14 protein-coding genes and 1 pseudogene are annotated in these 13,251 nt (G+C 72.4%); 10 read left to right on the forward strand and 5 right to left on the reverse strand.

The window, feature by feature from the left end; genetic code table 11:
- Nucleotides 1-420 (forward strand): annotated as a pseudogene (locus AB0K18_RS38505) (hypothetical protein); the annotation flags it as partial.
- 45 nt (nucleotides 421-465) lie between these two features.
- Here AB0K18_RS38505 and AB0K18_RS38510 read toward each other — a convergent pair.
- Nucleotides 466-1,752, reverse strand: coding sequence for an MFS transporter (locus tag AB0K18_RS38510; protein ID WP_364925023.1), 1,287 nt, complete (start codon nucleotides 1,750-1,752; stop codon nucleotides 466-468).
- Complete coding sequence (locus AB0K18_RS38515) at nucleotides 1,749-2,636, reverse strand: polysaccharide deacetylase (protein ID WP_364925026.1); 888 nt, start codon at nucleotides 2,634-2,636, stop codon at nucleotides 1,749-1,751. Before AB0K18_RS38515 ends, AB0K18_RS38510 begins: the two co-directional genes overlap by 4 nt.
- Before the next feature lie 182 nt (nucleotides 2,637-2,818).
- On the opposite strand from AB0K18_RS38515, the gene AB0K18_RS38520 reads away from it, so the two are divergent.
- Nucleotides 2,819-4,108 carry a histidine kinase gene (locus tag AB0K18_RS38520; protein WP_364925029.1) on the forward strand — a complete coding sequence of 430 codons (1,290 nt, stop codon included), beginning with the start codon at nucleotides 2,819-2,821 and terminating at the stop codon, nucleotides 4,106-4,108.
- The gene (locus tag AB0K18_RS38525) at nucleotides 4,105-4,755 is read left to right on the forward strand and encodes a response regulator transcription factor (RefSeq protein WP_364925032.1); all 651 of its coding nucleotides are present in this window, start codon (nucleotides 4,105-4,107) and stop codon (nucleotides 4,753-4,755) included. The genes AB0K18_RS38520 and AB0K18_RS38525 overlap by 4 nt, the downstream gene beginning before the upstream one ends.
- 2 nt (nucleotides 4,756-4,757) lie before the next feature.
- Here AB0K18_RS38525 and AB0K18_RS38530 read toward each other — a convergent pair whose 3' ends face one another.
- Both AB0K18_RS38530 and AB0K18_RS38535 read right to left on the reverse strand, forming a co-directional pair.
- Nucleotides 4,758-5,618: a DUF2268 domain-containing putative Zn-dependent protease gene (locus AB0K18_RS38530; protein WP_364925035.1), complete on the reverse strand. Its 861-nt coding sequence runs from the start codon at nucleotides 5,616-5,618 to the stop codon at nucleotides 4,758-4,760.
- Nucleotides 5,619-5,662: 44 nt separating this feature from the next.
- Nucleotides 5,663-6,442: a hypothetical protein gene (locus AB0K18_RS38535; RefSeq protein ID WP_364925038.1), complete on the reverse strand. Its 780-nt coding sequence runs from the start codon at nucleotides 6,440-6,442 to the stop codon at nucleotides 5,663-5,665.
- A gap of 56 nt (nucleotides 6,443-6,498) precedes the next feature.
- Here AB0K18_RS38535 and AB0K18_RS38540 point away from each other — a divergent pair, with 56 nt between their 5' ends.
- From AB0K18_RS38540 to AB0K18_RS38570, 7 genes are all read left to right on the forward strand, one after another.
- A complete protein-coding gene (locus AB0K18_RS38540; RefSeq protein ID WP_364925041.1) occupies nucleotides 6,499-7,500 on the forward strand; it encodes an AAA family ATPase in 1,002 nt (333 codons plus the stop codon).
- A complete protein-coding gene (locus tag AB0K18_RS38545) occupies nucleotides 7,497-8,435 on the forward strand; it encodes a DUF58 domain-containing protein (protein ID WP_364925044.1) in 939 nt (312 codons plus the stop codon). Before AB0K18_RS38540 ends, AB0K18_RS38545 begins: the two co-directional genes overlap by 4 nt.
- A complete protein-coding gene (locus AB0K18_RS38550; protein WP_355422433.1) occupies nucleotides 8,432-9,379 on the forward strand; it encodes a VWA domain-containing protein in 948 nt (315 codons plus the stop codon). The genes AB0K18_RS38545 and AB0K18_RS38550 overlap by 4 nt, the downstream gene beginning before the upstream one ends.
- An 11-nt stretch (nucleotides 9,380-9,390) precedes the next feature.
- On the forward strand, nucleotides 9,391-9,981 hold the full coding sequence (locus tag AB0K18_RS38555; protein WP_364925048.1) for a methyltransferase: 591 nt from the start codon (nucleotides 9,391-9,393) through the stop codon (nucleotides 9,979-9,981).
- Nucleotides 9,978-10,517, forward strand: coding sequence for a TrmH family RNA methyltransferase (locus AB0K18_RS38560; protein WP_345403695.1), 540 nt, complete (start codon nucleotides 9,978-9,980; stop codon nucleotides 10,515-10,517). Before AB0K18_RS38555 ends, AB0K18_RS38560 begins: the two co-directional genes overlap by 4 nt.
- A 39-nt stretch (nucleotides 10,518-10,556) precedes the next feature.
- Nucleotides 10,557-11,351, forward strand: coding sequence for a glycerophosphodiester phosphodiesterase family protein (locus AB0K18_RS38565; protein WP_364925360.1), 795 nt, complete (start codon nucleotides 10,557-10,559; stop codon nucleotides 11,349-11,351).
- Nucleotides 11,352-11,415: 64 nt separating this feature from the next.
- Nucleotides 11,416-12,849, forward strand: a complete 1,434-nt coding sequence (locus AB0K18_RS38570) for an MFS transporter (protein ID WP_364925053.1) — start codon at nucleotides 11,416-11,418, stop codon at nucleotides 12,847-12,849.
- A 7-nt stretch (nucleotides 12,850-12,856) separates the two neighbouring features.
- Here AB0K18_RS38570 and AB0K18_RS38575 read toward each other — a convergent pair whose 3' ends face one another.
- Nucleotides 12,857-13,243 carry a hypothetical protein gene (locus AB0K18_RS38575; RefSeq protein WP_364925057.1) on the reverse strand — a complete coding sequence of 129 codons (387 nt, stop codon included), beginning with the start codon at nucleotides 13,241-13,243 and terminating at the stop codon, nucleotides 12,857-12,859.
- Between the last annotated feature and the right edge of the window lie 8 nt (nucleotides 13,244-13,251).

Below are 13,251 nucleotides of genomic sequence, written 5' to 3' on the forward strand. Positions count from 1 at the left end.
TGCTACCTGTACCACTCGTTCATGGAGACCGAGTCCGACCCCAAGGTGAAGAACATCTGGGAGCTCCACCTCAACATGGAGCTGGAGCACCTGCGCCTGGCCGCCGAGCTGTTCAAGAAGCACGACGGCCGCGACCCCGAGCAGGTCCTCGCGCCCGAACTGCCGGCCCCGGTCACGTTCGAGCCGAACAAGGAGTACCTGCGCGAGCTGATCGCGACCCAGATCGACTACACCACGCTGGGCACCGGCTACGTCCAGGAGGCCCACGAGCGCTTCGAGAAGATGCAGGAAGCGCTCATGGGCGGCGAGAAGGCCCCGTCCGAGCGGGTCATCGACGACAACCGCGCCAAGAACGGCCGCGAGTACCGGCTGCAGACCGAGGGCGAGCACCCGGTCCACAGCCTCGCCGCCGACCGCTGACCGGCGCCCGGTCCCCGCAGGCCGGCCGGTCACGCGGGGGCCGGGTCAGGTCAGCTCCTCGCCCTTCGTCTCGGGCATGGTGGCGTAGACGATCACGCCGATCAGCGCCGCGCCGGCCACGTAGATCCATACCAGGTCGCGGTGGCCGCTGGCGCTGAGCCAGGTGGTGACGTACGGCGCGGTGCCGCCGAAGACGCCCACGGACAGCGCGTACGGCAGCCCGATGCCCGTCGTGCGCACCTCGGCGGGGAACTGCTCGGCCATGACCGCCGCGCAGTTCGCCGAGTACCCGACCAGCAACACCACGCCGGCGAGCTCGATGGCCAGCAGCGCGCCGAAGCCGCCGTCGAGGAAGTGGAAGGCCGGCCAGGCCAGCGCCAGGAACCCGAGCGCGAACGCGATCATCGTCGGCTTGCGCCCCACCAGGTCCGACAGCAGTCCCCCGAACGGCAGCAGGACGAGCAGCACCAGCACGGCGATCGTGTTGGCGAGCAGCGCCCTGCTCAACGGGATGCCGGTGTCGATGTGGGCGTAGGTCGGCATGTAGCTGATCCACACGTAGTAGAGCAGCGTGCCGGCGCTCGCCACGCCGGCCACCCGCAGCGCGGCCCGGGGATGCTCACGGAGCATCGTTTTGAGCGGGTTCGTCCGCGTCCGGCCCGACGCCACGGCCCGCTCGAACGCCTCCGTCTCCGGCACCGACACCCGCAGCCACAACCCGGCCAGGCCGAGCAGGCCGCCGATCGCGAACGCCACCCGCCAGCCCCAGCCGTACAGCGCCGCCTCGTCGAGGACGGAGGTGAGCACCGTGCCGAGCCCCGACGCGATCAGCACGCCGCCGCCGACCGACACCTGCTGCCACGACCCGGCGAACGCGCGCCGCCCGCGGGCCGCCGACTCCACCAGGAACGCCGACGACGTGCCCCACTCGCCGCCCGCCGAGAAGCCCTGCACCAGCCGGGCCAGCACCAGCACGACGGGGGCGAGGACGCCGATCGTCTCGTAGCCGGGGCAGATCGCGATCACGAACGAGGCCGCCGCCATCAGGGAGATCGTCAGCGTCATGCCCTTCTTGCGGCCGTGCCGGTCGCCGTACGGGCCGAGGATCGCCCCGCCGATGGGCCGCATGACGAAGCCCGCGGCGAACACCGCCAGCGCCGACAGCAGGCTCGCCGCCTCGTCGCCCGGCGGGAAGAAGCGGCGGGAGAACACCGACGCGAACGTGGTGTAGATCGCCCAGTCCACCCATTCGACCGTGTGGCCGACGGCGCCGGCCACGATGGCCTTGCGCTGAGCAGGGGACAGCCGGGTCGCGGAGACCGCGACCGTCACGCGTGCTCCCAGACGTACGCGGCGATCGTGGCGTGGGTGGCGTACCAGACGCCCTCGTGCGCGTCGATGTGCCGCAGCAACTCGCGAAGCGCGGCCATGCGGGAGCGGTGGCCGATGACGTGCGGGTGCAGGGTGAGCTGGAACAGCCCGCCCTCCCTGTACGCCTCGTCGAACTCGTCGCGCCAGATCGCCGCCGCCTGCCGCGGCGGCGTGTGGGGCCGCGACGCGCCGTCACGGTCCATCGTCAGGTACGGCGCGTCGTCCCTGATCCACTCCACCGGGATCTCCACCACGCCGGTCGGCTCGCCGTCGGCCAGCAGCTCGTACGGCTCGTCGTCGGCCATCAGCGAGGAGTCGTAGCGCAGGCCCAGCTCGCGGGTGATGGCCAGGGTGTGGTCGGAGAAGTCCCACGACGGCGTGCGGATGCCGGCCGGGCGCGTGCCGGACAGCCGCTCCAGCGTGTCGGCCGCGCGTAGCGCCAGCTCGCGCTCCTCGGCAGGGCGGAGCCGCATGTTGCGCTCGTGGATCCAGCCGTGCATGGCGACCTCGTGGCCGGCCGCCACGTAGTCGCGTACCTCGCCGGGGTGCAGCAGCGCCGACACGGCGGGCATGAAGAACGACGCGGGCACCCCGTACCGCTCCAGCAGCCGCAGCACGCGCGGGGCGCCGGCGCGGGAGCCGTACTCGCCCTGGGACAGCCGGCCCGGCCGGGTCTCGCCGTCCTTGAGCGGGATCGTCTCGTGGTCGGAGTCGAACGACAGCGCGACGGCGACGCGGGCGCCGCCCGGCCACGACGCGGGACGCAGGCTGCGGCCGGCGCGCACCCGGTCGACGTGCCCGCGCCAGGTCCGCTCGTCCCACTGCCAGGGCTGCTGGTCGGTCATGGTGAGGGGGTCTCCGTCCGTGAACTTCGCAATCTTCCCGAATTTACCGGCTATCGGGATAGGCAGCTCCTATGCGCCGCAATGCCGACACGGGCACCCCGCCGGAGGCGCCGCGTGAGCGACCTCGAAGCGGCGGGAAACCGCCGGGAGAGGCGGCTTCTCCTCGACATACACTCTCGGATGTGACAGGGAACCTGTTCCGCCGGTGGACGTGCCTCATCCTGGGCGGGGCCCTGCTGATGCCGTACATGATGGTCGGCGTGCTGGTCGCGGGCCTGGTGAGCGGCGAGCCAGGCAACCTGCTGCTGCCCGCGCAGGTCGGCGTCTTCGGCGCGATGCTGCCCGTCGTGGCCGTCACCGGGCTGTTCCTGCCGGTGCGCGGGCTGGAGGTGAGCGCGGCGCAGGGCCTGCTGGGCGCTCGCGTGCGCACCCCGCCGCGCCAGACCGGCAGGACCTGGCAGGAGCGGCGGCGCACCGCCGCCTGGTTCACCCTCCACCTGGGCGTCGGCGGCGTGCTCAGCGGCTGCACGCTGGCGATCCTGCCGTTCACGGCCTTCACGCTCGTGGTGCTCTTCACCGGGCCGCCCCAGGACCTGGGCGGGATGGAGATCACGCCGGGCTGGAACGCGGTGCTGTGGGCGCTCGGCGGGGTGGCGCTGCTGGTCGCCCTGATCGCCCTGGTGGCCGGAGCCGGCGCGCTGCTGGCAAGGCTGGCTCCCGTCCTGCTCGGCCCCACACCCTCGGAGCGGCTGGCCGCCGCCGAGGAGCACGCCCGCGCCCTGGCCGAACGCAACCGCCTGGCCCGCGAACTGCACGACTCCGTCGGCCACGCGCTCAGCGTCGTCACCTTGCAGGCCGCGGCCGCAGGACGCGTCCTCGACCGCGACTCCGACGACGCCCGTGCCACGGCACGCACCGCGTTGGCCGCCATCGAACAGTCGGCCCGCGCCGCCCTCGACGACCTCGACCACGTCCTCGGCCTCCTGAGGGACGGCGACGACGCCACCCGCGATGCGGCCGCCGCCGGCAGGGACGCCGACGGGGCCGCCGACGGGGCCGCCGACGGGGCCGCCGACGGGGCCGAACGCCGGATCGCGCCGCAGGCCACGCTGGCCGACCTCGGCGAGCTCATCGCCACCTCGGGCGCCTCCGTGCAGCGGCAGGTGGGCGACCTGTCCGGGGTGCCGGCCGTGGTGTCACGGGAGGCGTACCGGATCGTGCAGGAGGCGCTCACGAACGCCATCAAGCACGGCCACGGCCCCGTCCGCCTGACCGCCGCCGTCCACGGCGACGACCTGCACCTGGAGGTCGTCAACGCCCAGCACGGTGACGGCGCCAGTGGGTGGAGCGGGGGGCGGGGGCTGGCGGGGATGCGGGAGCGGGTCAGGTTGCTGCGGGGTGAGCTGGAGGCCGGGCCCGCCGCGGGTGGGTGGCGGGTGACGGCCCGGCTACCGCTACGGTCGGGTGCATGACGCTGCGAGTCGTGATCGCCGACGACGAGGATCTCATCCGTGCCGGCCTGCGCATCCTCCTCGATGCCGAGCCGGATCTCACCGTCGTGGGTGAGGCCGCCGACGGCGCCGAGGTGCTGCCCGTCGTGCGCCGGGAGCGGCCCGACGTGGTGCTGATGGACGTCCGCATGCCCGCCGTGGACGGCATCAGGGCCACCGAGCGGCTGCTGGCCCTGGACGATCCGCCCAAGGTGCTGGTGGTGACGACGTTCGAGAACGACGACCACGTCTACGACGCGCTCCGGGCGGGGGCCAGCGGCTTCCTGCTCAAGCGCACCAGACCGGACGACCTCGTCCAGGCCGTGCGCATGGTCGCGGCCGGCGACTCGCTGCTGTTCCCGGCCGCGATCCGCGCCCTGGCCGGCCGCCGGTCACCGGCCGGATCGCCGGACCGGGTGCCCGGCATCGACCGGCTGACCGAGCGCGAGGGCGACGTGCTGCGGCTGATGACCAGGGGCCTGTCCAACCAGGAGATCGCCGGCGAGCTGGTCGTCAGCCAGGAGACGGTCAAGACGCACGTGGGCAACGTCCTGGCCAAGCTGGGCGCGCGTGACCGCACCCAGGCGGTGATCGCCGCGTACGAGTCCGGGTTCGTCTCCCCCGGCTGACGTCACGGGCGGACGCCGCCGCGGCGCAGCAGCTCGGCCGCCGGGACGACGGTGGCCTCGGCGGCGGTGAGCCCCGTGGCGGCCAGGACGCGGTCGACCAGGTGGAGGCCCACCGCGTACCCGGCCATGTCGGGAATGCCGCGCGGCTCCTGGCCGAACCTGCGCGCCATGCCGTCGCCCAGCACGTACGCCGGCGTGTTCTGCATCCCCTCCAGGTCGAAGTCCGCCATGATCAGCTCCAGGGCGCGCTCGAAGTCCTCCCCTGCCACCATGGACGACCACGGCCCCATCGCCTCGGGCCCCGACTGCTCGCGGACGAACGCCTCGGCCAGCCCTTCGCCGACCACGTGCTCGCCCACGGTCACGGTGGCCGGGTTCCACTCCACGTTGGTGTAGCGCACGTGGTGGTGGAACTCGTGCACGGCCAGGTGCGGGATCCGCCCGATCACGTCGTCCGCCGGCCACGCCAGCAGGTAGATGTACCCGGTGCCGGCTCCCATGCCGTAATAGCCGCCTGCCATCATCAGGTGCTCGTTGTCGGGGTCGCCCATGACGAGGAAGACCTGGAGCGAGTCGGCCTGCTTGGCGCCACCGAGCGCCTGCGAGGCCCGCTCCAGCTCGTGCCGCACCTGGCCGAGCACGTCCTCCTCGATCATGCGGCGGACGGCGGGCAGGTAGCGCGGGTCCTCCTTGTCGGCCCGGAAGCCGCCGCCCTGATGGTGGATGTCGACGATGTCGCCCGGCATCGGGATGGACGAGCGCATCGGCTCCAGCAGCTCCCGCAGCGCGCCGGGCCGGTCCGCGAGCGGCTGCTCCAGCAGGGACGCCATCGGGGTCAGGGTGTCGTGAACGATGAATTCCATGACCCCGGACGCTAAACCCTCACGTAACGTGAGGATCAAATCGATTACAGCGGCGACTCGTCGCCGGGGTCCTCGCCCGGCGAGCGTCCCGGCGTGCTCTGCCCGCTCTCCGTGGGCGACGGCGACTGCGAGGGCGACGGCCGCGGCTCTGGCGTCTCGGGCGTCGGCGGCGGCGTCGGCACGAACACCGTCGGCGGGAGTTGCCGGGGCTGCGGCTCGCTGTCCTGGCGCCCGAGCAGCAGCAACAGCAGGATCGTCACCACCAGCAGCAACAGCAGCACCACGGCGAGCGCGGCCATCAGCACCCGCTTGCGCGTCTCGGTGAGCGGCCGGCGCGGGCGCGGCGGTCCCGGCAGGGCGGGGGCGCGGTCGGTCAGCCAGTACGGCACGAAGTCCGGCCCATGGGCCTGCCCGATGAGCGTCCCGCCCACCATGACCGGCTCCAGGAACCGCTCGGCACCCGGCCGCCCCGGCGCGTACGGCACCGCCACCCACGGCGCCCGCCCCCCGTCGTACGCCAGCACCTCGGGCGCGCCCTCCAGCACCGCGCCACCGCCGCGCGGCCGGGCGGGACGGTTGAGCCAGCCGCGCACCCCCGAGCGCTCCCGCCCGCCGGCGTCCCTGATGGCGGTGACGAACCGGTCGCGGGCCGCGGCGTCGTAGGCGGCGCCGCGGGTGAGCACCGCGAGCGAGACGGCACGCCCGTCGGGGCCCTGGCCGAGGTACACGAATCCGGCGGGCGCGCTGTGCAGGCGCGCCTGCACCACGTAGGGCCCCAGCCGGGGAGGATCGCCGTACTGCAGGGGACTTGCCACGTTTGCCATGTAAGCACAGACGTGGCGTCGTGCGAGTTTGCGGCGCGTTTGGTGGAATGGGCGTCATGAGCGTCGCCGAAGAGTTGCCAGGCGGAAACGACGCGGCACTGCTGCGTCAGAGTCTCGACGAGGTCCGGCGTGTCATCGTCGGCCAGGACCACATGGTCGAACGCCTCGTCGTGGCCCTGCTGGCGCGCGGGCACTGCCTGCTCGAAGGAGTGCCCGGGGTCGCCAAGACCCTCGCCGCCTCCACCCTGGCCACCGTCGTGGGCGGCACGTTCGCCCGTATCCAGTTCACCCCCGACCTCGTGCCGAGTGACATCGTCGGCACCCGCGTCTACCACCCGTCCAATGAGAAGTTCGATGTCGAGCTCGGCCCCGTCTTCGTGAACTTCCTGCTGGCCGACGAGATCAACCGCGCCCCCGCCAAGGTCCAGTCCGCGCTGCTGGAGGTCATGGCCGAGCGGCAGGTGACGCTGGCCGGCGTCACCCATCCGCTGCCCAGGCCGTTCATCGTGCTGGCCACCCAGAACCCGATCGAGTCCGAGGGCGTCTACCCGCTGCCCGAGGTGCAGCGCGACCGGTTCCTGTTCCGGGTGCGGGTCCCCCATCCCAGCGCCCACGAGGAGCTGGAGATCCTGCACCGCATGAGCGTCACCCCGCCCGTCCCCGACCGCGTGCTCGACCCGCCCAAGCTGCTGGCCCTGCAGACCGCAGCCGAGCAGGTCTCGGTGCACCAGCTCGTCGCCGACTACGTCGTGCGTCTCGTCATGTCCACCCGCAACCCGGCCGAGTACGGCCTGGCCGACCTCACCGACACGATCGAGGTCGGGGTCAGCCCCCGGGCGACGCTCGGCCTGGTGTCGGCGGGGCGTGCGCTGGCGCTGCTGCGCGGGCGCGACTACCTGCTGCCCGACGACGTACGCGACGTCGCGGTGGACGTCATGGCCCACCGGCTGATGCTCACCTTCGACGCCCTGGCCGACGGGGTCGATCCCGAGCAGGTGGTCAAGCAGATCCTGCACGCCGTACCCCCGCCCCTCGTCGTCTGGAACCAGAACCGTTGAGCAACACAGCAGAACAGGCGCTGCGGCGACTCGAGCTGACCGTCACCCGCCGGCTCGACGGCCTGCTGCACGGCGCCCACCAGGGCCTGCTGCCGGGCACCGGCAGCGAGGCCGGCGACAGCCGCGTCTACGTGGCCGGCGAGGACGACGTGCGCCGCATGGACTGGGCGGTCACCGCCCGCACGACCATCCCCCACGTCCGCGACCTGATCGCGGACCGCGAGCTGGAGACGTGGGCGCTGGCCGACCTGTCGCCCAGCATGGACTTCGGCACCGCCGACAGCGACAAGCGCGACCTGGTGGTGGCGGCGATCGGCGCGATCGGGTTCCTGTCCAGCCGCATGGGCGACCGGTTCGGGGCGCTGGTGATCCACGACGAGTACGTGCACCGCATGCCCGCCCGCACCGGCCGCCCCGCCCTCTACGGCCTGCTGCACTCCCTCATGGACGCGCCGCGCGGCAGCGTCGTGGACGACCCGCCCGACCTCGCCGAGGGCATCGACATCCTCAACGCCACCCGCCGCCGCCGCGGCCTGCGGCTGATCGTCTCCGACTTCCTCGACGCGCACCCCGATCTCGACCCCGACGCCGAACGCCCCTGGGAGCGGCCGATCCGCCGCCTGGCGGCCCGCCACCAGGTGCTGGCCGTCGAGGTCATCGACCCCCGCGAGCTGGAGCTGCCCGACGTGGGCCGGGTCGCGTTCGCCGACCCCGAGACCGGGAACGTACGCGAAGTGCACCTTTCGCCGAAAATCCGGCAGGCGTACGCGGAGGCCGCGGCCCTGCAGCGCGAGAGCACCCGCCTGGCCCTGCGCCGCGCCGGCGTCGCCCACCTCGTGCTGCGCACCGACCGCGACTGGGTGTTCGACGTCGCGCAGTTCGTGCTGCGCCAGCGCCGCATGAGCCACCTCGCCCACAGGAGGCCGTCCGCATGACCTTTCTCGCCCCCGGCTGGCTGTGGTTGTTCGTGCTCGTGCTGCTGCTCGTGGCGGGCTACGTGGCGGCCATGTTCGCCCGCCGCCGCTACACGGTGCGCTTCACCAACCTGGCCCTGCTCAACCTGGTCGCCCCCGCCGGTCCCGGCTGGCGCCGGCACGTCGCGCCCGCGCTGTTCCTCGTCATGATGTCGCTGCTGGTCGTCGGCGCCGCCAAGCCCGCCGACCAGGTACGCGTCCCCCGCGACCGCGCGACCATCATGATCGCCCTGGACATCTCGCTGTCCATGGACGCCGACGACGTGCAGCCCGACCGCATCAGCGCCGCCAAGGCCGCCGCGCAGGCGTTCGCCCAGGAGTTGCCCGACCGCTTCAACGTGGGCGTCGTCTCCTTCGCCCGCTCGGCCAACGTGATCGTCTCCCCCACCACCGACCACCAGGCCGTGGTCACCGCGCTCGGCAACCTCACCACCCGGCCGGGCACCGCCATCGGGGAGGCGGTCTTCAACTCGCTGGAGTCGGTGCGCTCCTTCGACCAGCAGGCCGCGACCGACCCGCCGCCGGCCGCGATCGTGCTGCTGTCGGACGGCGACAACACCTCGGGCCGGTCGGTCAACGAGGCCATCGAGGCGGCGCAGCAGGCCCGCGTACCGGTCTCCACGATCGCGTACGGCACCCAGGAGGGCACGGTCAGCATCGACGGCCGCCCGGTGAACGTACCGGTCAACAAGCAGACGCTGCAGGCCCTCGCCGACGGCACCAGCGGCCGGGCCTACACCGCCGAGTCCGGCAGTGAGCTGCGCGAGGTCTACGAGCAGATCGGCACCTCGCTCGGCTACAAGCTGGTCAACCAAGAGGTCACCCAGTGGTTCATCGTGGCCGCGATCGTGGCCGGGCTGCTGGTGGCGGGCGCCGCGGTGCTGTTCGGTTCGCGGATCCCGTAACGTTCTCCGACGTGGCCCACTACTTCTCCGAGCAGCCGAAGACCGCGAGCAGGCCGGGGTCGGTCGATCTCGTCCTGCCCGACCTGCATCTGCGGCTGGAGACCGACCGCGGCGTGTTCTCCCCCGAGCGGGTCGACCTCGGCACGCGGGTGCTGCTGGAGAGCGTCCCGCCGCCGCCTCAGGAAGGCGACCTGCTCGACCTGGGCTGCGGCTACGGGCCCGTCGCGCTGACCATGGCCACGCGGGCGCCGGGCGCCACCGTGTGGGCGATCGACGTCAACCGCCGCGGCCTCGAGCTGACCGGGCGCAACGCCGAGGCCGCGCAGCTCGGTAACGTCCGCACCGCGCACATCGACGACGTGCCCGGCGGCGTGACGTTCCGGGCCATCTGGTCCAACCCTGCGATCCGCATCGGCAAGCAGGCGCTGCACGACATGCTCACCAGGTGGCTGACCCGGCTGACGCCCGACGGCGAGGCCTACCTGGTCGTCCAGAAACACCTCGGCTCAGACTCCCTGCAGCGCTGGCTCGGCGAGCAGGGCTGGCAGGCCTCACGCGAGGCCAGCAGGGCCGCCTACCGCATCCTGAAGGTGACCCGTTGAGAAGACAGCTGCGCCCCACCGACGTCAAGCGGCTCAACCGCACCTGGCGCAGAAACACCGGCAACCGGCTCGGCCTCATCATCGAGTCGGTCACCGGGCCGTTCAACGTCGGCTCGATCTTCCGCAGCGCCGCCGCGTTCGGCGTGGAGGAGATCTGGCTGGCCGGCAACGCCACCCCGCCCACCAACCCCAAAGCGGGCAAGACCGCGCTCGGCACCGAGCGCCTGGTCACCTGGCACGAGGCGATCCCGGCCACCGAGGCGGTCAAGGCGGCCAGGGACGAGGGCTACACCGTGCTGGCCATCGAGCTGACCGCGGAGTCGGTGCCGCTGCACCGCGCCGACCTGGCCCGCGACGTGTGCCTGGTGGTCGGCAGCGAGGACCACGGTTGCTCCCCCGCCCTGCTCGACGCCGTCGACGGCGCCTGCTACATCCCGCAGGTCGGCCGGGTCGGCTCGTTCAACGTGGCGGTGGCGGCGGCCATCGCGCTCGCCGAGGCCCGCCGGCAGGAGTGGCAGAATCTCCCCGATTCGTAACCGAACCGTTCATCACGGAAGGGCATACTTCTGCACGTGCTGAGCCGCCGATTCGCCTTCCTCGACCACCCGGGCCCGCTGGCCTTCGCCCACCGCGGAGGCGCGGCGGAGGGCGCCGAGAACTCCGTCGCCGCCTTCGAGCGCGCGATCGGGCTCGGCTACACCTACCTCGAGACGGACGCGCACGCCACGTCCGACGGCGTGCTGCTGGCCTTCCACGACCACACCCTCGACCGGGTGACCGACCAGCGCGGCCGCATCTCCGAGCTGCCCTACCGGGCGGTCAAGCGGGCCCGCATCAACGGCGTGCACGAGATCCCGCTCCTGGAGGACCTGCTCGGCACCTGGCCCGAGCACCGCTTCAACATCGACGTCAAGGAGTGGGCGGCCATCGGCCCGCTGGCCGAGGCGGTCAGGCGCACGAACGCCTACGATCGCGTCTGCCTGACCTCGTTCAACGACGAGCGGCTGCTGGCGGCCAGGCGGGCGCTGCGCGGGGAGGTGTGCTCGGCGCTCGGCCCGCGCGGCGTCGCCGCGCTGCGCGCCGCCGCCGCCACCTCGGGCTACGGCCGCATGCTGGCCCGCCTGTCGCGCGCCGGGGTTCCCTGCGCGCAGGTGCCGGTGGGCTTCCGCGGGCTGCGAGTCACCACCCGCCGCCTGGTCCGTACGGCCCACGCCATCGGCATGCAGGTGCACGTGTGGACGATCAACGAGACCGCCCGCATGGAGCAGCTGCTCGACCTCGGCGTCGACGGCATCATGACCGACAACGTCACGGGCCTGCGCGACGTGCTCGACCGCCGCGGGCTCTGGCACTCCGGCCTGGCCGCCTGAGGTCCCCTTACCGGCACGACATCCCCGACACGTCCGGCCCCCCGCAGAGGAGCTACCCGACACCATGCCCGCATCCGCACCCCCCGCGGCCCTCGACGACTCCCCCGCAGCGCGCCGGCGCGAGCAACGCGGCTGGTACTTCTACGACTGGGCCAACTCCGCCTTCTACACCACGGTCATCTCGGTCTTCCTCGGCCCCTACCTGATCCCGGTCGCCAAGACCGCGGCCTGCGCCAAGGACTTCCCGTCGATCGCCTCCGCCACGTGCGTGTCGACGTTCGACGAGCTGGCCGCCGCCAACCCGGGGCTCGGTTACGTGGACGTGCTCGGCGCCGACATCAGGCCCGCCGCGTTCTTCGGCCTGATCACCACGGTCGCGGTGCTTCTGCAGATCGTGTTCCTGCCCATCGTGGGGGCGCTGGCCGACCACACCGGGCGCAAGCGCGAGATGCTCGGCCTGTTCGCCTACGCGGGCGCGCTGGCCGCGATGGGGCTGTTCTTCGTCGAGGGCGACCGCTACATGCTGGGCGGCGTGCTGTTCATCGCGGCCAACCTGGCCTACGGCTCCTCGATCGTGGTCTACGACTCGTTCCTGCCGCAGATCTCCACCGCCGAGGAACGCGACGCGGTCTCCTCGCGCGGCTGGGCCATCGGCTACCTCGGCGGCGGCCTGCTGCTGGCGCTCAACCTGGTCCTCTACCTCCAGCACGAGAGCCTCGGCCTGACCGAGGGCATGGCGGTGCGGATCTGCATGATGTCGGCGGGCCTGTGGTGGGCGACGTTCACGATCATTCCGCTGCTGCGGCTGCGCAACCGGCCGGTGCCCGCGCACGAGACGACCGCGCTGCGCTCGGTCGGCGGCAGCTTCCGCCAGCTCGGCCGCACCCTGTCCGGCCTTCGGCAGTATCCGCTGACGCTGCTGTTCCTGGTGGCGTACCTGGTCTACAACGACGGCGTGCAGACGGTCATCGGCAACAGCGCGGCGTTCGCCTCGGAGGCGCTGAAGCTGCCGCAGACCGTGCAGATCACCGCGATCCTGATGGTGCAGTTCGTGGCGTTCTTCGGGGCGCTGCTGCTGGGCCGGCTGGCGCGCAGCTACGGCACCAAGCGGACGGTGCTGGCGAGCCTGGTGCTGTGGACGGCGATCGTGTCGATGGCCATGTTCGTGGCCGAGGGGCAGGCGCTGCAGTTCTACCTGATGGCGTTCGCGATCGCGATCGTGCTGGGCGGCACGCAGGCGCTGTCGCGCTCGCTGTTCTCGCTGGTGATCCCGAAGGGGCGGGAGGCCGAGTACTTCAGCCTGCTGCAGATCAGCGACAAGGGGTCGGCGTTCATCGGGGCGCTGACGGTCACCATCGCGCTGCAGCTCACCAACAGCTACCGGATCGCGATCATGTCGATGATCGTCTTCTTCGTGATCGGCTTCGTGCTGCTCGCCCTGACGAACCTGCCCAAGGCCATCCGCGCCGCCGGCAACGAGGTGCCCGACGGCGTCTGACCGGTGTCTAGGACGTGATCACGACGCCGCCGACGCCGCTGCGTCCGGTCGGCATGCTCACCAGGTCCACGGCCACCCTCGGGCGGACGCGCTCGCCGACGACGCCGGCGATCGCGTCCGTCACGCCGGAGATCAGGCGGGCCACGATCTGGTCGCTGTCGGGGCGGGTGAAGGCGATGTCCTTGACGCCGAACGTCACGCTCGGCGCCGGATCCTCGGCCTGCCTGCCGCCGATGCCCCAGCGACCCGCCGGGACGCCGACGAGCCTGACCTCCGCGATCTCGCGGGCCCACTCCCCGTAGACGGCGACGACGGCGTCGGTGAGTGCCGCGATCAGCTCACTCTCGCGGCCGGTGAGATCGCTTTCGAGGGCATGAACGGTCAGGTGCGGCATGAGGCTCC

Source organism: Nonomuraea sp. NPDC049421 (assembly GCF_040677005.1).
GTDB classification, from domain to species: Bacteria; Actinomycetota; Actinomycetes; order Streptosporangiales; family Streptosporangiaceae; genus Nonomuraea; species Nonomuraea salmonea.